The organism is Arthrobacter sp. 05T442, assembly GCF_056395945.1.
Genome location: NZ_JBFTKM010000002.1, coordinates 151,239 through 173,352, shown reverse-complemented (window position 1 = coordinate 173,352; position 22,114 = coordinate 151,239). Strand labels below are relative to the sequence as shown.

Here is a 22,114-nt window from a genome sequence, read left to right as displayed (position 1 = left end):
AGGGTGTTCCGTCGCTGGGCTGCCGCCCGGATCTCGGGGTGCCTGTTGCGAAGGGCATGGCAGCCCAGCAGACGGAAATCTGAGCGGGCCGTCTTGGCCGCGCGGTTATGCCGGGATCAGCGCGGGGTCCTCGTTGGCGGTGTCGGCGCCGTCGCGGGCTTCATGAAGGAACCGGTCGTAGGCCGGCAGCGTCAGGAAGGCCGGGAACTCGTTGCCGAGCGTGACCTCCTCGAAAATGTCCCGCGCGTCGGCGAAGCGGTCCCCTTCGAAGCGTTCCAGTTTCGCGAACTCCTCGTCGAGCATGTCCTCCGCCCACTCGCGGGTGACGACGTCGCCGTCGTCCGTGATGGCCCGGGAGAAGATCCACTGCCACAACTGCGAACGGGAGATCTCCGCGGTGGCGGCGTCCTCCATCAGGTTGTGGATCGCCACGGCGCCGTTGCCGCGCAGCCAGGACTCGATGTAGCGGATGCCGACCTCGATGTTGTTCCGGATGCCCTGTTCGGTGATGGTGCCGGTGGTCGAGGCGATGTCGAGGAGCGCACGGTCGTCGGGAGTGACGTCCTCGCGGAGGCGGTCGAGCTGGTTCGGACGGCCGCCGAGGACGCCGTCGAACACCTCGCGGCAGACCGGAACCAGGTCCGGGTGCGCCACCCACGAGCCGTCAAAGCCGTCGCCGGCCTCACGGGTCTTGTCCGCGCGGACCTTTTCGATGGCGATCGAGTTTGCTTCGGCGTCCTTGCGGTTGGGGACAGCCGCGGCCATACCGCCGATCGCCATGGCGCCGCGCTTGTGGCAGGCGCGGACGAGTTGCTCGGTGTAGGCCCGCATGAACGGCTGCGTCATGGTGACCTGGCCGCGGTCCGGGAGCACGAAGCGCGGCCCGCGGGTGCGGAAGTTCTTGATCAGGGAGAAGATGTAGTCCCAGCGGCCGGCGTTCAGGCCCGCGGCGTGGTCGCGGAGCTCGTAGAGGATCTCTTCCATCTCGAACGCGGCGGTGATGGTCTCGATCAGTACCGTGGCGCGGATGGTGCCCTGCGGGATGCCGAGCAGGTCCTGGGCCAGGATGAAGATGTCGTTCCACAACCGGGCCTCGAGGTGGTTCTCGATCTTCGGCAGGTAGAAGTACGGCCCCTTGCCCTGCGCGATCAGGCGGCGGGCGTTGTGGAAGAAGTACAGGCCGAAGTCCACGATCCCGCCGGCGATCGGTGTGCCGTCGATGAGCATGTGCTTTTCGGGCAGGTGCCAGCCGCGGGGACGGACCACGATCGTGGGCAGGTCCTCGGCGGCGCGGAGCTTGTACTCCTTGCCCTCCGGGGAAGTGAAATCGATCCGCCGCTCCAGCGCGTCGGTCAGGTTCAGCTGGCCCTGGATGACGTTGCGCCACGACGGTGTGGAGGAGTCTTCCATGTCCGCGAGCCAGACCTTCGCGCCGGAATTCAGCGCATTGATCGTCATCTTCTTGTCCACCGGGCCGGTGATCTCCACGCGGCGGTCCTCCAGCCCCGGGGCCGGGGGAGCGACGCGCCAGTTCGGATCGTTGCGGACTGTTTCGGTTTCACGCAGGAACCGCGGATCGTGGCCCTTGGCGATCTGCTGGCGCCGCTCCCGGCGGCCCTGCAGCAGCTCCAGGCGCCGATCCGCCGTGGCCCGGTGCAGCTTCGCGATGAACGCCAAAGCGTCCGGCGTCAGGACCTCGCTCTGCCGGCAAATGGGCTGTGCGGTCAGCGTGATGCCGTTGATGGTGAAGTTGTCAGTGAAGCTGTTCATTTCTGTCTCCTTAAAGACGAAAAGGGGATTGCGACGACGGTTGGCGGGCGTCAGGCGAGATTCGCACGGGTCCGAAGGCCGGACGCAAGGACCGCCGTCGAACGCTAAGTGTTAGTGGAACTGGCCTTCTTCGGTGGATCCCACCAGGGCCAAAGTGGACGCGTTCGGGTTGAGCGCGGTCGCGATGTCGTCGAAGTAGCCGGTACCGACCTCGCGCTGGTGCTTGGTAGCAGTGTAGCCGCGGGCTTCGGAGGCGAATTCCTTCTCCTGCAGCTCGACGTAGGCGCTCATGCCGTCCCGGGCGTAGCCGTGGGCAAGGTCGAACATCGAGTAGTTCAGTGCGTGGAACCCGGCCAGGGTGATGAACTGGAACGTGAAGCCCATGGCGCCGAGTTCGCGCTGGAACTTCGCGATCGTGGCGTCATCGAGGTGCTTGCGCCAGTTGAACGACGGCGAGCAGTTGTAGGAGAGCATCTGGTCCGGGAACTCGGCCTTGACCGATTCGGCGAATTTGCGGGCCAGCTCCAGGTCCGGCGTGCCGGTCTCCATCCAGATGAGGTCGGAGTACGGGGCGTAGGCCTTGGCGCGGGCGATGCAGGGTTCGATCCCGTTGCGGACCTTGTAGAAGCCTTCCGGGGTGCGGACCGGCTGTCCGCCTTCGCGGAGGATGAATTCCTGGTCCCGCTCGTCGACGTCGGAGGTGATCAGGGTGGCTGCTTCCGCGTCGGTGCGGGCGATGATGACCGACGGCGTGCCGGCGACGTCGGCGGCGAGGCGGGCCGCGTTCAGCGTCCGCACGTGCTGCTGGGTGGGGATCAGGACCTTGCCGCCGAGGTGGCCGCACTTCTTCTCCGAGGCGAGCTGGTCTTCCCAGTGCACGCCCGCGGCGCCGGCCTGGATCATCGACTTCATGAGCTCGTAGGCGTTCAGCGGGCCGCCGAAGCCGGCCTCGGCGTCGGCCACGATCGGAACCATCCAGTCCTCGACAGTCTGGATGCCTTCGGAGAACTCGATCTGGTCCGCGCGGAGCAGGGCGTTGTTGATGCGGCGCACCACGGTCGGGACGGAGTTGGCCGGGTAGAGCGACTGGTCGGGGTAGGTGTGGCCGGAGTTGTTCGCGTCGGCGGCGACCTGCCAGCCGGAGAGATAGATGGCACGGAGGCCCGCCTTGACCTGCTGCACGGCCTGGTTGCCGGTCAGCGCGCCGAGGGCGTTCGTGTAGTTGCCGGTGCTGCGCTCCTCGGTGAGCTGCTTCCACAGCTTCTCCGAGCCGCGCCGGGCCAGCGTGTGTTCTTCGGAGACACGGCCGCGGAGGCGGACGACGTCGGACGCCTTGTAGTCCCGGGTGACACCTTCCCAGCGCGGGTCGGCGGCCCACTCGAGCTCCAGGGCGGCGGCCTGCTCGCTTGCCGTGTCCTGCACGGACGGCTGCCGGGTGGGCTCAAATGCTGCAGTCATCTTTGTCTCCTTGGTGGGGTCCGGGGCCGGCCGGCCTGCGTCTCTGCGGGCCTGCCAGGTTGATCCCCGGGTAGTGAATCTTTCCGTAAGACCTACTTTTCTGTACTTTCAAGGGTCTTTCTAGAGCAAGAGTGTGGAAAGAACCGCACTTCTTCACGTATTCTCAAAAAATGCACCCCGCCAGTTGGAACCGCCCGGCTTCGTCACCGTCGTTGCCCTCTGCCCCGGAAGTCGATGTCATCAGCATGGGCCGCCGCGTCCGCCACCTCCGCAAGGCCGCCGGGCTCACGCTCGATGACCTGAGCGCCGCCGTCGGCACAGCACCGAGCCAACTGAGCCTGATCGAAAACGGCAAGCGCGAGCCCAAACTCGGACTGCTCCAGCAGCTTGCCGCAGCGCTCGGGGTCAGCATCGACGAACTCCTCGGCGCGGAACCGCCAAACCGGCGCGCGGCCCTCGAAATCGAGCTGGAGCGCTACCAGCGCAGTCCGATCTACGAGTCCCTCAAACTGCCCAAAATCCGCATCAGCTCGCGGCTTCCGATGGATGTGCTGGAGTCCATGGTGGGCCTGCAGCACGAGCTCGAGCGCCGGCTCAACGAGCAGATCGCGACGCCGGAAGAGGCCCGCCGCGCGAACGGCGCACTGCGGGCGATGATGCGCGAACGGAACAACTACTTCCCGGAGTACGAGGCCGAGGCGCAGAAGGTCCTGGCCTCGGTGGGCCACACGAGCGGGCCGCTCTCGCACCACGTCATCGCGGACATCGCCGGCCACCTCGGTTTCAGCCTGCACCACGTGGGCGACCTGCCGCATTCCACCCGGTCCGTGACGGATCTTAAGAACCGCCGGATTTACCTCACGCAAAACGCCCGGAGCGATCACGACCCCCGTTCGGTGCTGCTGCAGGCCTTGGGCCATTACGTATTGGGGCACCAGACCCCCACCAACTACGGGGACTTCCTGATGCAGCGCGTGGCGACGAACTACTTCGCCGCGGCGCTCCTGCTGCCGGAGCAGGCCACCGTGGAGTTCCTGCAGAAAGCCAAGCAGGCCAAGGAGATCGCCGTGGAGGACATCCGGGACGCCTTTGCCGTTTCCTATGAGACGGCGGCGCACCGCTTCACCAATCTCGCCACCCAGCATTTGGACATCCGCACGCACTTCCAGAAGACGCACAAGAGCGGCATCATCTACAAGGCGTATGAGAACGACGGCGTGACGTTTCCGCAGGACCATACCGGCGCCATCGAGGGCCAGTTCTCCTGCCGGAACTGGACGTCCCGGGTGGTCTTCGACGTCGCAGACAAGTTCAGCGCCTACAACCAGTACACGGACACCCCGGCGGGGACCTACTGGTGCACGGCCCGGACGGAGCGCTCCGCGAACGGCGAGTTTTCCCTCTCCGTGGGCGTGCCCTACGCGCAGGTGAAGTGGTTCCGCGGCCGCGACACCACCGAGCGGTCCAAATCGACCTGTCCGGACGAGAGCTGCTGCAAACGTCCGCCGGCGGCCCTGGCCTCGGAGTGGGCGGGCCACGCCTGGCCCTCGGCGCGGGCACATTCGCACTTGCTGGCCGCCATGCCGCCAGGTGCTTTCCCCGGCGTGGACGAAACCGAGGTCTACTCGTTCCTGCAGGCGCACTCCGGGAACTGACCCTCTCTCACTTCCTGCGCGTTTTGGCCTGACGCTCCCTCCCTTCCGGCGGCTTTTTGGGGGATGCTCCCTCAGGGCCCGCCACAAGTTGCCCGACGCTCCCTCAGATCAGGTGAGGGAGCGTTCGTCGATCTGTTGCGGAAGGTGAGGGAGCGTCCGGGGATCTGTTGCGGAAGGTGAGGGAGCGTTTGTCGATCTGTTGCGGAAGGTGAGGGAGCGTCCCCTGGACGCGGCTGACAGCGGTCCGGACTATATTGGCCTGTGTCAGCTCATCGATCCACCTCGCGGGAGTGCGCACCCATGGCCAAGGAACTTGCAACCCAGCTTGTCGAACAACTCAAGGCTGCCGGCGTGCAGCGCATCTATGGGATCGTCGGCGACAGCCTGAACCCGATTGTCGACGCCGTCCGCAAAACCGGAGGCTCCAAAAACGGCGGCATTGACTGGATCCATGTCCGGCACGAGGAGGCCGCGGCGTTTGCCGCGGCGGCGGAAGCCCAGCTGACCGGCCGGCTCGCGGTGTGCGCAGGCTCCTGCGGGCCCGGCAACCTGCACCTGATCAACGGGCTGTACGACGCCAACCGCTCCGGGGCGCCTGTCCTGGCCATTGCCTCGCACATCCCGAGCAAGCAGATCGGCAGCAGTTTCTTCCAGGAAACCCACCCGGACCGGCTCTTCAACGAATGCTCGGTCTATTCCGAACTGATCAGCACCGCCGAGCAGGCGCCGAGGGTGATGCACAGCGCCATCCAGCACGCCGTCGCGCTCCGCGGGGTCGCCGTCGTCACCCTTCCCGGTGACATCGCCGGACTGGAAGCGGCCGCCGAAACCCCGTCCCCTGCGGCATTCCGGCCGGCGAGCCTGACACCGGACCACGCCAGCGTGCAGGAACTGGCCGACGCCATCAACGCCGCCGGCAAGGTGGCCATCTTTGCCGGTGCCGGGGTCGAAGGCGCGCACGATGAGGTCATTGCGCTCGCCGAACGGATCAAGGCGCCGATCGGCCATTCGCTGCGCGGCAAGGACTTCATGCAGTACGAGAACCCCTACGACATCGGCATGACAGGGCTCCTGGGCTACGGCGCGGCGGCCGAGGGCATCGAAGATGCGGATCTGCTGATCCTGCTCGGCACGGACTTCCCGTACGACCAGTTCCTTCCGGGGACGCGCACGGCGCAGGTGGACCGGGCCGCGCAGAGACTGGGCAGGCGGACCGACGTCGACGTCGCCGTGCATGGCGACATCCTGCCCACGCTCGCTGCCCTCATGCCCTTGATTGAGGCGAAAAAGAGCCGCCGGTTCCTGGACCAGATGCTGAAGAAGCACGACAGGCTCATGAACAAAGCCGTGGGGGCGTACACCCGCAAAGTGGAAAAGACCGAGCCGATCCACCCGGAATATGCTGCTTCCCTGCTGGACCAGGTGGCGGCGGAGGACGCCATTTTCACCGCGGACACCGGCATGTGCAACGTCTGGACCGCGCGGTACATCAACCCCCTCGGTACCCGCCGGCTGATCGGTTCCTACCTGCACGGTTCCATGGCGAACGCGCTGCCGCACGCGATCGGCGCCCAGGTGGCCTACCCCGGGCGGCAGGTGGTCTCGGTCTCGGGCGACGGCGGCCTGTCCATGTTGCTGGGCGAGCTCATCACCGTCGCCGCGCACCGGCTCCCGGTCAACGTGGTGGTCTTCAACAACTCCACCCTGGGCATGGTGAAGCTCGAAATGCTGGTGGACGGACTCCCCGACTTCGGCGTGGACGTGCCCGATGCCAACTATGCCGCGGTGGCCCGGGCCCTGGGTTTTCATGCCGTGCGCGTCACCGACCCGTCCAAGATCGAGGCCGCGTACCGGGAGGCCTTCGCGCACCCCGGGCCGTCGCTCGTGGAGCTCATCACGGACCCCAAGGCCCTGTCCCTCCCGCCGAAGATCAAGGGTGCACAGATCCTGGGCTTCGCCACGGCCATGTCCAAGGTGGTCCTTAACCGGGGCGCCGGCGAAGCCGTCAGCATGGCGCGGAGCAACCTGCGGAACATTCCGCGGCGCTGACAGCCCCGGCTGTGGCCCACCCCCGTTTCGACGGTTCCGTGCGGGTTCGACGTCGGGATGCATCGAGTGGGCCGGGAACCGTCGAAATGGCCAAGGGCTAGCGCGAGTGTAGCCCCCGCTGGTTGACTGGCCGTAGGCGGATTCCCGCCTACCGTCGCTGTGTGCGGGCCTTGGGGGCGCGATGAAACAGAAGTCTTTGGTAAGGATTCTCGCAGCCGCGGCTGCCGTGACGCTGGCGTTGACGGCCTGCTCGGCTACGCCGCCGGCGCTGCTCAAGGCCGACGGCGTCGAACGCGTTTCGGCGGACCGCTCCGCCTACCCGGCCGAGCTGGCCCAGCTCCGGGCGTCGGCGCGGCAGCTGGGCGCCGCGCTCCTGGCGGACGGTGGAGACGCCGGAAACGGGAACGTGGTCTCGTCCCCGGGCAGCCTGCTGATTGCCCTCGCCATGCTGCGGGCAGGCGCGACCGGGGCAACGGCTGCCCAGATGGACAACGCACTGAACCTCCCCGCGAACCACCGCGACGAAGCCATGAATGCGTTGCTCGCATCCCTGGAAGCCTTCGACGGCGATCCCGGCTCGGTGGACGAAAAGAACCCTCCGCGCCGGCCGGTCCTGCACACAGCAAACGGCCTGTTCGTCGACAAGGGCGTGCCCACCGGGGAGCGGTATCTGGACTCCCTTGCCCGGTATTACGGGAGCGGGGTGTACCCGGTGAATTTCCAGGACGAGGCCGCCACCAGGCCCGCGATTGACGCCTGGGTGAACAAGAACACCGGCGGGCGGATCAAGAAAGCCCCCGCGGGGTACCGCCGCGAGAACACCCTCAGCCTGCTCAACGCGGTGTACTTCGCCTCGGCCTGGAAAGTCCCCTTCGACCCGTCCGACACCTCCGATGGTCCCTTCACGACGGCGGACGGCCACCAGGTCACAGTCCCCACCATGTCCGGCGTTCAGGACCTCGCCTCCGCCCGGGGCGCGGGCTGGGAAGCGGTGGACCTGCCCTATGCCGACGGCTTCGTGATGCGGCTGGTGCTGCCGGATTCCGGGGCTGCCGCGCCCGGCGCGGAGGCCTTTGCCGACGCTGCCCGGGCGCTAGACTCTGCCACCCCCTCGCCGGTGCAGCTCTTCCTGCCGAGGTGGGACCAGAAGAGCACCTTTGAGCTGCGCAGGGTTTTTGCTTCCCTGGGCCTAAGGGAAATGCTCGAGACCGAGACGGGCTTCGACTCGATCCAGCACGGCCTCAAAATCACGCAGGCAGGCCAGTCCGCCAGCATCACCGTGGCGGAGAAGGGCACGATTGCCGCCGCCGTGACCCAGATCAACGCGGAGGCGGTGAGCGGCACAGCCGCCGAGAAGGTGGTCCGTTTCGACAGGCCGTTCCTCTACGAAATCGTCCACGTCGAGACGGAGCTGCCGCTGTTCATGGGCAGGGTGTCGGACCCCAGCGCGCCCGGGGCCTAGCGGTCGGGACGGCCGGGGCTAGCGCGGGCCGCCCTGCCAAAGGGCGTCGAACGGTGCGCCCGAAGCCACGCGGTTCCGGATCCCCGCGGTGACAAAGGCCTTCGCCGTGCGGGCGGCCTCCAGCGGCGTCGCGCCCTTGGCCAGCTCGGCCGTCACGGCCGCGGCCAGCGAGCAGCCGGCGCCGGAGACTGCCACTTCGCCGACCTTCGGGGCGGAAAGGACTTCCAGCGTCGTGCCGTCAAAGTAGACGTCGACGGCGTCGGGCCCGGCCACGCGGACGCCGCCCTTGGCGAGCACCGCGGCCCCGCTGAGCTCGTGGATGCGCACGGCCGCGGCCTTGAGGGACTCGACGTCGGTGATTTCCAGACCGGAGAGCGACTCGGCCTCGAAGTGGTTCGGCGTCACGAAGGTGGCCAGCGGCAGGATCTGGGCTTTGAGCGCCTGGTCGGTATCCAGCGCATGCCCCGGCTCCTGGCCCTTGCAGATCAGCACCGGATCCAGCACAACGTTGGCGAACTGCCCGTCCGCCAGTGCCGCGGCCACGGTCGCAATCGTCGCGGGGCTGCCCAGCATGCCGATCTTCACGGTGTCCAGCACGGACGGAGCCCCGGACGCGGCACCGTAGGCCGCCGTCGTCGACTCCAACTGGTCCGCGATGACCTGCTGGTCCATGGGGACGAAGCGGTGGTTCCAGTTGTCCTTCGGATCGAAGGAAACGATGCAGGTCAGGTTCGCGATGCCGAAGACGCCGAGTTCCTGGAACGTCTTGAGGTCGGCCTGTGCCCCGGCGCCGCCGGTGGCTTCAGAGCCTGCGATGGTCAGGACGACGGCGGGGGAGGAACCGTCGTCCGAGGCGGTATCGGAAGCAGCCAGGGCAGCGGAATCAAAGGAAGTGGAAGTCATAGACCCATCCTGCCATCCCGCCAAACCAACGCATTGGGCTCATGGACGGGCATTCCATGAACAGTATGAACAAAACCCGCGTGTTCCGCATCACGCGGACTAAGGTGGCCGACGGTGTTGCTTACTGGCGGCGCCGAATCGAGGAAGGTTCATTGATGAGCACCCAACTGTCCGAATCGGCACAGACCAGAAGAGCCGTCGGCAACATCCTTAAAGGCTCCGCCGGCAACCTCGTGGAGTGGTACGACCTCTACGTCTACACGGTCTTCGCAGCGTATTTCCAGTCGCACTTCTTCAACTCCAAGGACGAGCTCCAGGCAGGCCTTGAAGCCATGGCTGTCTTCTCGACGTCGTTCCTGATGCGCCCGATCGGGGCCTGGTACTTCGGCCGCTATGCCGACCGGAAGGGCCGCAAGGCCGCGCTGACCCTGAGCGTGACGATGATGTCGGTGGGCTCCTTCGCGATCGCGATCCTGCCGACCCAGGACGTGATCGGCCTCTGGGCCATGATCCTGCTGGTCCTGATCCGTGTGCTGCAGGGCTTCTCCGTGGGCGGCGAGTACGGCACCAGCGCCACGTACATGTCGGAGGCGGCGACCACCAAGCGCCGCGGATTCTTCTCCAGCTTCCAGTACGTCACCCTGATCGGTGGCCAGATGCTGGCCTTGCTGGTTCTCGTGGTCCTGCAGAACGCCATGCCCAAGGCTGACCTGGGGACGTGGGGCTGGCGCATCCCGTTCGCGATCGGCGGTGTGGCCGCGCTGGTGGTCCTGTGGCTGCGGCGTTCCATGGAAGAGACGTTGTCGGACGAGCAGGTCGAGGCCGCCAAGGCTCCCGCGGCGGCCGGCGAAGCGCGCCCCGGCTCGATGAAACTGCTGTTCACCAGGCACTGGAAGCCGCTGCTGGTCTGCATCGGCGTCACTCTCGGCGGAACCGTTGCCTTCTACACGTACACCAACTTCATCCTGAAGTTCATGAACGATACGTCCGGGATCGCCAAGACGGACACGTCGGTGATTAACTTCTGGGCGTTGTTCATCTTCATGCTGCTGCAGCCGGTCTACGGCATCATCTCGGACAAGATCGGCCGCAAGCCGCTGCTGCTGTGGTTCGGCATCACCGGCGTCCTGTTCACCTGGCCGCTGCTATCCACCCTGGCCGGGACCAAAGATCCGTTCACGGCCTTCCTGCTGATGATGGGCGGTCTCGTGATTGTCGGCGGCTACACCTCAATCAATGCGCTGGTGAAGGCTGAGCTCTTCCCGGCGTCGATCCGTGCCCTCGGCGTCGGACTCGGCTACGCGATCGGCAACTCGCTCTTCGGCGGCACGGTTCCGCTGATCGGCGCCGCGTTCCAGACCGTCGGCCGGGAAGACCTCTTCTTCACCTACGTGACCGTGGCGATCGCGCTTTCGCTGCTGGTGTACATCTTCGCGCTGAAGAACAAGAAATCCACGCACCTGGACCACGAGCAGGGCCATGCTTGGACGCCCGTTACTGACAAGGACGAGGATCTCATCGACGCCTCGCGCCGTTAGGGTTCCTGGGAGCCCCCGCCGCCGTTTCGACGGTTCCGCACCCAAGTCGCCGGAAAGCTGCGGGGTCGCCGTTCGGTAACGGCGACCCCGCAGCTTTGCGGCGATTTCACAGCTCGGTGCCGTGTCGACGACGGCCCGGCCCCGGAGCCTACTGGGCGTTGTCAGCAAACCGCAGTTGCAGGATCGTCGCGGCGGTGCCCGCTACGAACATTCCCGCGAGCACCACGTAGCTGCCTGCCGGGAGCATGTCGACCGGGTCGGCCACCATGCCGATCAATAGCGGGACGATCGAGTAGGGGAACCACTCCGCCCAGCCGGTCTTGCCGAACAGGTTTCCCAGGGCCAGCATCACGAGCGAGAAGGCGATGGGGGCCACTTCGCCGCGGCCCCACACGGCGATCCAGGCGATCAGCGGCGCGAGCAGGAACGAAATCGTCGCTGCGAGTAGCACGTTCGTGATTCCGGTCGCGGCCAGGCCCGCAGAGAACTGCGGCAGCTCCATCGCCAGTCCGATCGCCAGCGCCTCGACGAGCACTATGACGACGAGCGCCATCCACCACACCGCCGCGACCGCCAGCTTGGCCGCGGCGAACCAGTGACGGGCCACGGGCAGCGCGAGCATGTTCTTGGCAGTGGCATCACGGTACTCCCGGCCAAACAGGTAGGCGACGATGAATGCCAGCAGCAGCATCCCGCCGATGCCAACGATCAACGTGAGCATGTAGAAGTACGCGGGCCACGTCGCTTCGAGTCCTGCGAGGCTCGCTTTGGTGCCCAGGAGCCCTAGCTGCGCCGCCCGACCCGGTTCTCGCACGATCCACATGAACAGGGCGATACCAGGCGGCATCATTGCGAGCACCGCCAGGGTGGCCCACGGCGCCTTGGCACGGTGGAGCTTCATGAACTCGGTGGCGAGAACCTGACCGAACATCAGGCATCGCCACTCTTCGGACCATCGCCGGTGCGCGCGAGGAAATAGCGCTCCAGATCCAGGGTGAGCAGCGACTGCTCGCGATCTTCCGGGGTATAGGCGTCAGCCGCGAAGGCGCGCGCCTTCGCGGCGAGTTCTTCGCGCGACGATTCCTCGATGAGGCGGCCGTCGTGGACTATGCCGATACGGTCGGCCAGGTGCGCGATCTCGGCGAGGATGTGACTCGACATGAAGACGGTGACGCCGCGCTCGTCGGTGAGCGAGCGGAGCAGCTCGCGGATCTCGACGATCCCGGCCGGGTCGAGGCCGTTGGCGGGCTCATCGAGCACCAGCAGTTCGGGGGAGTGCAACAGCGCGCGGGCGAGTGCGAGGCGCTGCTTGTTGCCAAGTGAGAGCTGCCCGGCGCGCCGGTCTGCGTACGCATCGAGGCGCAGCAACCCGATCGAGTAGGCGACCGATCGCGGCGGCGAGCCGGTAAGACGCCGCTGAATGTCGAGGTTCTCGCGCACGGTGAGGTTGGGGTAGGCGGTCGCGGTCTCGACCACGAAGCCGATCTTCGAGAAGATGCTCGTCTCCCCGGGCCGGATCCGCCGGCCGAGTACGTTAATTTCGCCGCTGCTCGGACGGATCAGGCCGAGCAGCATGCGGATCGTGGTTGTTTTACCCGCGCCGTTCCTGCCGAGGAACCCGTAAATTTCGCCTCGGCGGACGTCGAGGTCGAGCGAGTCGACGGCGGCGACATCGCGGTAGCGCTTGACGAGTCCGCGCGTGGAAACCGCGGTCTCAGGCAAAGGTCTCCTCCATGGCCCCATCCTGCCACCAGACCCGGAGCCTTCACAGGGTCAGTGCTGCCTCCCCGGGGACGGGACGGGTAGGGGCGCCCTTCACAGAGTCAGGGCCCTGTTCGGTCGGCCAGGGCTCGAAGCAGTCGGTTCTTGAACTCCTGCTCACGGAACAGGTGCTGCCACTCAACGCGGACGAAGCGCCAGCCCTCCTCCATCAAGGCCTTCTCCCGGCGCCGTTCCTCGAAGATCACCTCGGCTGTGGGCCTGTAGTCGAAGTATTTGGTCTTGCCGTCGAACTCGAGGGCGACTTTCTCCTCCTTCCACGCAAAATCCAGCCGGTGGCGCCCGGCGCGGCTTGACACTTCCAACTGCGGCTCAGGAAGCTTGATCCGAAACCGCAGAATCAGCTCGCGGGCCAAGGTCTCGCCGGGAGATTCGGAGCGTGGATCGGCTGTGGCGAGGACGCGGCGGAACGTCCGGATCCCGCGGCGGCCATCCAGGGCATCAGCCATGGCTTGCAGGGCGGCTGGGGCCGCACCGAGGCGGAGCGCATTGTCCGTGAGGATCAATGCCTGCCGGTAGCGCAGCATCATGGCGCAGTCGGCGGTCGTCCGCTCCAGGGAAGTTGTCCGCAGGCCGTTCACTAGGGTGACGTCGTGTTCGGCGAACGGACGGGTGTGGCAGCGGACGTCCCTGCCGTGGCGCTCGTTCGACGGCCGCACCTTCTGGAGGACATGGATGGCGTCATCCACGTCCCACAGATAGAGGCGGCGGAGGCGCGCCGCGGACGTGTGGCTGTAGAGGAAGCCGCCTGTCGACGTCGTACGCGTTCCGTGGGCGTGCGCGAAGATGAGCTGCCTGCTCCGGACGGCCGGGGACTGGGCGTTCCAGAGGCTGGCACGGATGTAGCAACCGTGCCGGAGCCGGACGAGGTCGCCGGCATCCAGGAATGAGCGGACGGCCCGCGAGCCGTAGCCGAGATCAAGTAGTTGTTCGGTGCGCCAGAGGTTGCCCGTCGGCGGCAACTCCAGCAATCTGTTCTGCGCCATGCCACCAGCTTCAGGTGCCGCGGGGGCGCGCGGAAGGCGCCGGCGTCGCTATGTGGAAAAGGCCAGGTCGCCCGACGCAGCCGGAGGTGGTGCCGCACGAGATCGCTGGATCGTGGCGGGGTCGCCGGGAACTTCCGGCGATTTCGGGCCTTTCCGGCGATTTCGACAGCGGGCGGGAGCATAGCCGCGTCTGCGGCGACCGGAGCAGCCTGTCAGCCGGAACGCCGGAGGTGCTGCGGCCGACGAGGGCCGGCTCGATCAGCGCCCCGGGGAGAACCGTGAGATCGCCGGAAAGCTTCGAGATCGCCGGAACCAACCGGCGATCCGGCAGCGTTCCGGCGATTTCGACGCCGGGGAGGGCTGCGGGACGGCGGCCGGGCCGCGGGCGGCTCTAGGAGTAGTACTTCCCCAGGGTCTCGGCCTTGAACTCGAAGAAGTCGCCGGCCTCGATGGCCAGGCGCGCGTCGTCGACCATTTTCACCACGAAGCGCTCGTTGTGGATTGAGATCAGCGTGGCCGAGACCATCTCCTTGGCCTTGAACAGGTGGTGGATGTAGGCCCGGGAGTAGTTCAGGCACGCGTAGCAGTCGCAGCCTTCCTGGAGCGGGCCGAAGTCCCGCTTGTACTTGGCGCCGGAGAGGTTGTACCGGCCCGTGGGCGTGTAGAAGGCCGAGTTGCGGGCAACCCGGGTGGGGGACACGCAGTCGAAGGTGTCCGCCCCGTTCTCGATAGCGGTAAAGATGTCGTCCGGCTCGGAGATGCCGAGGAGGTGCCGCGGCTTGTTCTCCGGCAGCTCCTCGTTGCACCAGCGCACGATCGTGCCGAGGTTCTCCTTCTCGAGCGCACCGCCGATGCCGAAGCCGTCAAAGTTCATGGCGCCGAGGTCGCGGCAGGCCTTGCGCCGCAGGTCCTCGTACTGGGCACCCTGGATCACCCCGAACAAGGCCTGGTACGGCTTGCCCGCACGCTCGGCGGTCAGCCGGAAGTGCTCGGCGATGCAGCGCTCGGCCCAGCGCCGGGTCCGTTCCAGGGATTCCTCCTGGTAGCCGCGCGAGTTCTGCAGCGTGGTGAGCTCGTCGAAGGCGAACATGATGTCCGCGCCGATCCGGTGCTGGACATTCATGGAGATCTCGGGGCTGAAGCGGTGCCGGTCGCCGTTCAGGTGGCTCTTGAACCACACGCCGTCCTCGTCCACGTGGGCCAGGCGTTCCTTGCCGGGGGCGACGGCGTCGTCCGGGCCGGAATGGTCCACCGACTTCATGTCGATGACCTTCTTGAACCCCGAGCCCAGGCTCATCACCTGGAACCCGCCGGAATCCGTGAAGGTGGGCCCGGGCCAGTTCATGAAGGCGCCCAGCCCGCCCGCCTCGTCCAGGATGTCCGCACCCGGCTGCAGATACAGGTGGTAGGCATTGGCCAGCACGGCCTGCGCGCCCAGTTCGGCGATGGATTCCGGCAACACCGACTTGACCGTGGCCTTCGTGCCGACGGCGATGAACGCGGGCGTCTGGATCTCGCCGTGCGGGGTGGCGATCGTCCCGGTCCGGCCCAGGAACTCCCCGCCGTTCTCCGCCACCTGCCCGGCCGACGGCGGGCACGCCTCGCTCAGGCGTTTGCCCACGCGGAAGGAAAACTCGGATTGCCGGGCGGGCGCGGCGGGCAAAGGACCGGAGACAGGATTGGCTGGCACCGTTCAAGTGTGCCAGCTAACAGCCGTCAACCTTTAGTGCAGGGGTTCGGATGTGGGGTAGTTCTCAGCCCGCCATTTGTCCCAGTAGTTGCGGACCGACTCCAACTGATGCGCCCCGAGATCGTAGGTCGAGACGATCACGAGGGAGCCGCCGTCGGGCCGGATAACAGGGATGGCGGGCTGGTCCGCCACGATCACCAGGCCCTCCCCGTGTTCGGCGTAGTGGTGGACCGTGAGCCCCACCTGGTGGTTGCTGCGGAACCACACCTTGCCGGCAACTTCCTCGCCGGTGGCCAGGGTGAGGGAGTAGGGTTCGCCGGGCTTCGGGACATCGCTGAGCCCCAATCCTTCGATCGCCGACCCGCCGCTCCCGGGAACGGAGAAGAAGAACGTCCTCCGCTTCCCGTGCGGGTGGCGCTCGAGGACGAAGCGCAGCTGCTGCAGGAAGGTCAGCCAGCCCTGCGTGATGTCCTCGTCCCACGCGGCCCACTCGGAATTGTGGTCCACCGCGGCCCGGGTGACGCTGACTTCCGTGCCGGCGGGGACCGGCCTCAGGGTGAAGATATCTCCGCCGTCGACCACGAGGGAGGTGTGGTCCGCGCCTTCGACCACCTTGGGACTGAAGTAGATTTCGTTGATTTCGGCGGCCTGGTCATCGGCTTCCCAGCCGTGCCACTGTGCCACCTTGGACGGCTCGCGCAGCATGGTCCAAACTTGCTGCGCGTCGGAGTTGATCACAACGCTCAGATTGTTCGTCATGGGCTGAATCTACAACGCCCTGCCACGGGCGGGTAGGGCCAAGCAGCTTCCAGTTCTCCGCCGGGCCTGGGCGCGCCCCCAGCCGGCGTCCCCAGCCGGCGCCCCCGCCGGGCGCCGCGGCGCCCGCCCCAGCCGCGGCGTCCCTGTGCGGGTCAGGAGCGGACGGATTCGAGTTCGTTGGCGATCCTGCGTTCGAGCTCAACCGCGCCGATGGTTTCCGAGCCGCCGTGGGCGCGCAGGAACAGCAGGGCCTCAAGCCGGAGCCGCCGCCATTCGCGTTCCGCGTCCGGATTGGAGTTATCGATCGAGCGGAAGATTTCCTTGTCGTACAGGTTCGGTTCGTTGAGCGAGCGCTGCCGGACCTTGGCGTTGATCCGGGCCTTGAACGGATCCGCTTCCATGGCGTCCGGGGTGCGGAGGAACTTCTCGTAGACTGCAGCGCGTTCCTCCTGGCCAAGCTGGCGGCAGATGAAGCTGGACAGGGCCAGGGACGCCTCCACCGACGCCCAGCGGCCCGGGTTGCCGTCGAAGGGGAGGACGTTGAGCAGGTCGGCGACGGCGAGGGCGTTCTCGGCGTCCTTGAGCATGATGAACAGCTCGTGGGCGAGGTCGCTGAGGTCCTTCAGGCAGCTGCCGGACTTGGTGTTGATGCCCTTCGCCAGCCGCTCGCTGACCAACAGGACGCCTGCGGCGCCCGGGTGCGCCTCCGCCACGGCTTCCACCACGGACTCCGGGGTGCCTTCAAGTGAGGGGATCAGCGCCAGGTCCTCCTCGCTGGGCCCGCTGACGGCAGGCGGTGCGGCCGGCAAGGGCGGCACGACGACGGCGGGCGCGGCTGTCTCGCTGCCCTCAGTCCCTTCCTCCGCCGGGAGCCGGCCGGCAGCCACCGGGGAGCCTGCGTCCTCGGAGTCGGCCGGGGCGGTATCAGCGGCGGCCGCGATTTCCGTGGTCTCCGGGGCGGATTCGGCGCCCGTGGTCAGGACCGTGGAGCCGGCAGCGATCCGCAGCACGCCGCCGCCGGTGAGGGTGGCCAGAACCATGGCGGGCGAGCCGAAATCGTCGGATTCGACATCCACCCGCTGGATCTCGGCCGATCGGTTCCCGTCGGGCAGGAGCAGGTGGTCGCCGCTCTGCAGAGATCCAGCCTGCTGTTCGCTGTAGTTCCGGGAGGCTGGCAGGTGGGTCATCGGGAGTCCTTAAATTCTCTTGCGGTCCGCCCACTAGTCTACAAAGGCGGATGCGTGAAGTCGGGGACGCAGGGGACCCCTCGAGCGTCCCGGGCGTGGCTCCGGGACCGCCCGCAGGGCTTAGTTGCCGACGCCGGCGAAGGCCAGCGCCTGCCGGATGAGGGCGCCGCGGCCGCCGCTGAATTCGAGCTGCACGTCCGAGCTCATGACTTCCTGCGGTGTCATCCAGGTCAGTTCGAGGGCGTCCTGCCTCGGGGTGCATTCGCCCGTGACCGGGATGATGTAGGCCAGTGCCACGGCGTGCTGCCGGTCGTCGGTGAAGCCCGTGTGGGACGGGGACGGAAAGTATTCGGCCACGGTGAACGGCACGGGGCTGATGGGCAGCTGCGGGAAGGCCAGCGGGCCAAGGTCCTTCTCCATGTGGCGGAGCAGTGCTGCGCGGATTGTCTCGCGGTAGAGCACCCGGCCGGAGACCAGGGAACGGACCATGGTGCCGTCTTCGTCGGCCTGCAGGAGGGTGCCGACTTCGTTCACGAACCCCAGGGGGTCCAGCCGGACGGGAACGGCTTCGACGTAGACCATCGGCAGCCGGCCGCGCGCCTCAAACAAATCGTCGTCGGAGAGCCAGCCGGGATTCGGGTCAGGGGTGCGAACGTTCATGGTTAAGTTCTACCCCATCCCCGCGTGTCCGGCTCGCCGCACTCACTCGGCAGAGGGCGCCGCGGAAATCCAGATGGCGTGTGGGTGGGCGGCGTGGCCTTCAGCATCCGGGCTGCCCACATGGAGTGTGGGGACCGCGGATTCCTCGATGACGGCCACGTCGTACCCTGCCTCGCCAAGGCGTTCACGCAGGGCGTCAAGGTCGCCGCCGTATTCGAATCCCAGTCCTGCACGCCCGGACCCGGGCCCGGCGCCGACCATCAGGACGCCGCCGTTTTTCGTCGTGAACGCCTCCGCCTCGCTGCTGTCGGCGCCGCCGCTGCCCGGAACCGGGCGCGGCAGCGCACCGATGCTGCGCAGGGTCTGTGCCGCCGCCGCGGCATCCTCGGCAAACCAGACGCCGACGACGGCCAGTCCGGGGTCTGCCTCCGCCGAGCCGCCCCAGCTGCCATCGGCCGCGCGCGTTGCCGGGTCGGCCAGGAAGCTGAAGCCGTCCCGGGCAGTGACGCGGCAGGATGAGCCGTGGTCAGCCTCGATGACCTCCGCCGACGTGCCGCCGTCGGACGCAGCCTCGTTGGTCCGCCGGGCGAACTCCGCCAGGTCGCCGACTTCGACGCCGAGTGAGGTGGTGCCGTCCTCGGCGGAGCCGTCCTCCACGCGGTGGAGCGCGAGCCGGCCGGAGCCGGCGTCGAACTCCCGCCAGGTGGGCTCATCAACGGTCTTGACCATGCCGAGGTCGGTGAGGAGCCGCTCCCACTCGTCCAGGCGGGAGGTGAAGTGAATCGGGCGGACGCGCAGCATGGTTTCTCCTCGGTGTGGACGGGTTCCTGCTCTCAGGGATATCGTGCCACCTAGGCGCCGCGTGCGCTCTGCCCGGGAGAAGATACGCAATGGCCATTGAACTTGAAGAACTGCTGGTGAAGGACGCCGCCGACTGGCGCGCGTGGCTTCAGGCGCACCACGCGCAGAGCCCCGGCGTGTGGCTGGTTCTGCACAAAAAGGGCGGTTCGGTCACGGAACTGGACTACGACGCCGCCCTCGACGAGGCGCTGTGCTTCGGTTGGGTTGATGGCCAGCTCAGGCGACGCGACGAGGAAAGCTATTGCCAGCGGATGACCCGCCGCGGACCCAGAAGCCCGTGGTCGGCCCGCAACGTGGGCCACATCCAGCGCCTCGAAGCAGCCGGGAAGATGGCCGCAGCCGGGCGTGCCGCCGTCGAACGCGCCAAGGCGGACGGCCGGTGGGAGGCTGCCTATTCCGGCGCGGCCGAGGCGGAGGTGCCGGAGGATCTCGCCGCCGCGATCGCCGCCGTTCCCCGCGCGCAGGCGATGTTCGAGATCCTGACATCCGTCAACCGGTACGCCCTGATCTACCGCACCAACGCGGTCAAGCAGGCCGCGACCCGGGAGAGGAAGATCGCCGGGTTCGTGGAGATGCTGGCCCGCCACGAGACCCCGTATCCGCAGGCCAAGAGACCCGGCCCCTAGCGGGCCCCCAGCGAGTTCCCAGCCGTTGTCTTGGGTACCTGCAGATACGGATGGCAGACTTGATCGATGCTCTCTGTCCAGCGCCAGCCGCGCACCTCTTCCCTTCCGCCGCTGCGCTCCCAGCGCGCCATCTTCTTCGGCGCCGCAGGCTTGCTGGTGGCCGGGGATGCGGTCTTCTGGGTCGTCCTGGCCGCGGTCCAGTCCAACAGCGGCCTGGCTGCGCTGGACGCCCCCGTTCATGACGGTCTCGTCGCGTCGCGGAACCCGCTGGCCACCGCACTGCTCACCGCCGTGACCACGGTGACGTCCCCGCTGTGGATGACCGTGATCGGGGTCGCGCTGGCCCTCGTGTGGGCCGTGTGGAAGCGGGAAGTCTGGCGGCCGGCCCTCCTGATCGGCGCCATGGCGGCAACCTCTGCGGTGTCCACGGTGATCAAACACCAAGTGGTTCGCGCCAGGCCCTCGGCAAGTGATTTCATGCTCGGCCCGGACGACGCCTTGTCATTTCCCTCCGGCCATACCTTCGGTGCCGGCGTCTTCCTGTCCGTCCTTGTCTATCTGCTGGTGGCAGGCCGGGTGAAGCGGACGACGGCGGTGGCCGCCTTCGCGGCGGCAGGCCTCGGAACCGCCGCGGTGGCCCTCAGCCGGCTATACCTGGGCTATCACTGGCTGACGGACGTGCTCGCCTCAATGGGCCTGGCGGTCGCCGTCACGGGAATCGTCATCCTTGCTGACGGCCTGCGCACGGCCAGGAACACCCGGGTCACTCCGGTTCCCCAACCCCCAGCACCCGGCTCCGCAGCACCCGGCTCCTCAGAACCCGACACCCATCGCCTGGGCGAGAACCACGGCGGACGCTGAGGACCACGCCTGCGGGTGGCACGACGCCGGATACGGGACCGCTGCGCCGGACTCCTCAGACCGGACTCCGGCAAACACCTCCGGCAGCCGGTGCCCGAACGAAGCCGCAGCCGCGAGCAGGCCGTCGGCAAGGGTCCGTGCCTCCGGCATGAAGCCTTCGACCAGGAGCCCGCGGACCGCAATGGCGCTGTCGTGGCTCCAGACGGAGCCGCAATGGTAACTGAAAGGCCAGAAGCCCGCGGCACGCCGGGAGATGGTGTGCACGCCATAGCCGGAAAAAAGCTCCGGGCTGAGCAGCCGGTCTGCGACCAGCCGGGCTTCGGCCCCGTCCAGGATGCCAGTGCCCAGCAGGTGTCCCATGTTGGAGCCCGGGATGTCCAAGGGGACGCCGTGCCCGTCGAGGGCCATGGCGGGGAAGGGCCCGCCGTCGTCCTCCACCCAGAAGTGCTCGCGGAATTTCTGCTGCAGGGCCCCGGCGAAGTCCCGCAGCGCCTGGCCGCCGGGTTCGCCGTAGGCATCGAAGAGCTCCGCCGTCTGCAGCGCGGACTGGTAGGCGTAGGCCTGCACCTCGGACAGGGCGATCGGGCCCTCTGCCTGCCGGCCGTCGCGGAACTGCATGGCGTCCCGGGAGTCCTTCCAGCCCTGATTGCTCAGGCCGTGGCCGGTGGCATCCCTGTAGCTCAGGAACCCGCCGTCGCCGCCCGCAGAGAGCATCCACTCCGCTGCCCGCCCCGCGTTCGGGAGCAGGGCCCGGACGGCGTCGTCGTCCCGGCCGGCACGCCAGAGCTCGCCGAGCAGGCAAAGCCACAGCGGGGTGGAATCCACGGCGCCGAAGTACACCGGAGGCAGGCGCAGGCCCTGGCTCTCGAGTACCAGCTCCTTGGACCGGAGCTCGTGGAGGATCTTTCCGGGCTCTTCTGCGGCCGCGGGGTCGGTCTTGGTGCCCTGGTAAGCGGCGAGGGCACGGAGCGTGCCCTCGGCCAGCCCGGTGTCCAGCGGCAACAGCAACCGCGCCGCCCACAGGGAATCCCGTCCGAACAACGTGAAGTACCAGGGTGCCCCGGCGGCAAGGAACGGCGCATCCGGAAGTTGGCGGGTGGCCAGGCGCAGCCCCGCCACTTCATCGAGCGAATTGTCCAGGAGCAGTCCCAAAGTCCCGGACGGGCTGGTCCGGGGGCGGCGTGAGGCCAGCGGGCGGGCGGCCACCACGGCATCGTCGGCATCGGCCAGCACGGCCTGCCATTCCGCCTCGAACGGGCGTCCGCGCCCGGCCGTCCCGCGCCAGATGAGCCGTTCTCCGGGTGTTACGTTGCCTGCGGCCGCCACCGTGAGGCTCCTGCCGCCGTCGCGCCAGCGCAGGGCCGAATCGTCCGCCGACAGCGGCTCGACGGGATCCCGGAAGCGGCTGAGCCGGATGGCGGCCATGTCCGTGAAATCCGCGGCCAGCTCGATTTCGATCTCCACATCGAGGGCCTCAAGCGAGGTGCTCAGGTGCAGCGAGTGCCTGACCACTCCCGGTGTGACCGTCCAGACCTGGAGGAGCTCGACGGCGGGATCCTCCGTGGGCCCCGGGATGCCGCGGACGAGTCCCCTCACGCGCAGCACACCGCCGGGTTCGGCCTCGACAGTGGCTGGTTCGGGCTCGAAGCCGTTGACCCGGACAAGGGCCCGGCACAGCATCCGGGTATCGCCATGGAGCAGCCCGGTGAACCCGCCGTCGCCGGCCGCGCCGCCCGCCAGGCGCCCGTCAGGGTCCAGCCACAGCTGTGTAGGGGCGGCAATGGAGCAATGCTGGCGGTGAAGCCCTGGCTGAACAGTCATGCGCTCCACACTATGCCGGGCGCGGGGCGCGCTCAATGCTCCGCGCCGG

The 22,114-nt window shown here is 67.6% G+C and carries 18 protein-coding genes; 6 read left to right on the top strand and 12 right to left on the bottom strand.

The features are described 5' to 3' along the window. Positions 1-105 precede the first annotated feature (105 nt). Positions 106-1,770, bottom strand: a complete 1,665-nt coding sequence (aceB, locus tag AC1DES_RS03860) for a malate synthase A (protein WP_476894354.1) — start codon at positions 1,768-1,770, stop codon at positions 106-108. A 111-nt stretch (positions 1,771-1,881) separates the two neighbouring features. Further along, positions 1,882-3,228 carry an isocitrate lyase gene (gene aceA / locus AC1DES_RS03855; RefSeq protein WP_476894353.1) on the bottom strand — a complete coding sequence of 449 codons (1,347 nt, stop codon included), beginning with the start codon at positions 3,226-3,228 and terminating at the stop codon, positions 1,882-1,884. Between the two features lie 170 nt (positions 3,229-3,398). Between aceA and AC1DES_RS03850 the strand changes: the two genes are divergently transcribed. The 3 genes from AC1DES_RS03850 to AC1DES_RS03840 all read left to right on the top strand — a co-directional run bounded on the left by AC1DES_RS03850 (position 3,399) and on the right by AC1DES_RS03840 (position 8,394). Next, positions 3,399-4,883 (top strand): helix-turn-helix domain-containing protein, encoded by a 1,485-nt coding sequence (locus AC1DES_RS03850; RefSeq protein WP_476894352.1) that lies wholly within the window; start codon positions 3,399-3,401, stop codon positions 4,881-4,883. A gap of 300 nt (positions 4,884-5,183) precedes the next feature. Beyond that, a complete protein-coding gene (locus tag AC1DES_RS03845; RefSeq protein ID WP_476894351.1) occupies positions 5,184-6,932 on the top strand; it encodes a pyruvate dehydrogenase in 1,749 nt (582 codons plus the stop codon). Positions 6,933-7,113: 181 nt separating this feature from the next. Next, a complete protein-coding gene (locus AC1DES_RS03840) occupies positions 7,114-8,394 on the top strand; it encodes a serpin family protein (RefSeq protein ID WP_476894350.1) in 1,281 nt (426 codons plus the stop codon). Between the two features lie 18 nt (positions 8,395-8,412). Here the strand turns inward: AC1DES_RS03840 and AC1DES_RS03835 are convergent, their stop codons facing one another. Next, positions 8,413-9,297, bottom strand: coding sequence for a hydroxymethylpyrimidine/phosphomethylpyrimidine kinase (locus tag AC1DES_RS03835; protein ID WP_476894349.1), 885 nt, complete (start codon positions 9,295-9,297; stop codon positions 8,413-8,415). Between the two features lie 155 nt (positions 9,298-9,452). On the opposite strand from AC1DES_RS03835, the gene AC1DES_RS03830 reads away from it, so the two are divergent. Then, entirely contained in the window at positions 9,453-10,835 is a 1,383-nt protein-coding gene (locus AC1DES_RS03830) for an MFS transporter (protein ID WP_476894348.1), read from the top strand. Positions 10,836-10,983: 148 nt separating this feature from the next. On the opposite strand, the gene AC1DES_RS03825 is transcribed toward AC1DES_RS03830, so the two are convergent. From AC1DES_RS03825 to AC1DES_RS03790, 8 genes are all read right to left on the bottom strand, one after another. Next, complete coding sequence (locus AC1DES_RS03825; RefSeq protein WP_476894347.1) at positions 10,984-11,766, bottom strand: ABC transporter permease; 783 nt, start codon at positions 11,764-11,766, stop codon at positions 10,984-10,986. Then, positions 11,766-12,557, bottom strand: coding sequence for an ABC transporter ATP-binding protein (locus tag AC1DES_RS03820; protein WP_476894346.1), 792 nt, complete (start codon positions 12,555-12,557; stop codon positions 11,766-11,768). Before AC1DES_RS03820 ends, AC1DES_RS03825 begins: the two co-directional genes overlap by 1 nt. Positions 12,558-12,658: 101 nt before the next feature. Then, the gene (locus tag AC1DES_RS03815; RefSeq protein WP_476894345.1) at positions 12,659-13,600 is read right to left on the bottom strand and encodes a type IV toxin-antitoxin system AbiEi family antitoxin domain-containing protein; all 942 of its coding nucleotides are present in this window, start codon (positions 13,598-13,600) and stop codon (positions 12,659-12,661) included. A gap of 391 nt (positions 13,601-13,991) precedes the next feature. Next, entirely contained in the window at positions 13,992-15,290 is a 1,299-nt protein-coding gene (tgt, locus tag AC1DES_RS03810; protein ID WP_476894344.1) for a tRNA guanosine(34) transglycosylase Tgt, read from the bottom strand. A gap of 33 nt (positions 15,291-15,323) precedes the next feature. Continuing rightward, on the bottom strand, positions 15,324-16,049 hold the full coding sequence (locus tag AC1DES_RS03805; protein ID WP_476894343.1) for an SRPBCC family protein: 726 nt from the start codon (positions 16,047-16,049) through the stop codon (positions 15,324-15,326). A gap of 152 nt (positions 16,050-16,201) precedes the next feature. After that, positions 16,202-17,236 (bottom strand): DUF6707 family protein, encoded by a 1,035-nt coding sequence (locus AC1DES_RS03800; RefSeq protein WP_476894342.1) that lies wholly within the window; start codon positions 17,234-17,236, stop codon positions 16,202-16,204. Positions 17,237-17,356: 120 nt separating this feature from the next. Next, positions 17,357-17,896 carry an NUDIX hydrolase family protein gene (locus AC1DES_RS03795; RefSeq protein WP_224048472.1) on the bottom strand — a complete coding sequence of 180 codons (540 nt, stop codon included), beginning with the start codon at positions 17,894-17,896 and terminating at the stop codon, positions 17,357-17,359. Positions 17,897-17,938: 42 nt separating this feature from the next. Continuing rightward, positions 17,939-18,697, bottom strand: a complete 759-nt coding sequence (locus AC1DES_RS03790; protein ID WP_476894341.1) for a VOC family protein — start codon at positions 18,695-18,697, stop codon at positions 17,939-17,941. Between the two features lie 89 nt (positions 18,698-18,786). Between AC1DES_RS03790 and AC1DES_RS03785 the strand changes: the two genes are divergently transcribed. After that, positions 18,787-19,383 (top strand): YdeI/OmpD-associated family protein, encoded by a 597-nt coding sequence (locus tag AC1DES_RS03785; protein WP_476894340.1) that lies wholly within the window; start codon positions 18,787-18,789, stop codon positions 19,381-19,383. Positions 19,384-19,449: 66 nt separating this feature from the next. Continuing rightward, on the top strand, positions 19,450-20,244 hold the full coding sequence (locus tag AC1DES_RS03780) for a phosphatase PAP2 family protein (protein ID WP_476894339.1): 795 nt from the start codon (positions 19,450-19,452) through the stop codon (positions 20,242-20,244). On the opposite strand, the gene AC1DES_RS03775 is transcribed toward AC1DES_RS03780, so the two are convergent. After that, complete coding sequence (locus tag AC1DES_RS03775; protein ID WP_476894338.1) at positions 20,197-22,065, bottom strand: glycogen debranching N-terminal domain-containing protein; 1,869 nt, start codon at positions 22,063-22,065, stop codon at positions 20,197-20,199. The two genes, AC1DES_RS03780 and AC1DES_RS03775, sit on opposite strands and share 48 nt — an antisense overlap. Between the last annotated feature and the right edge of the window lie 49 nt (positions 22,066-22,114).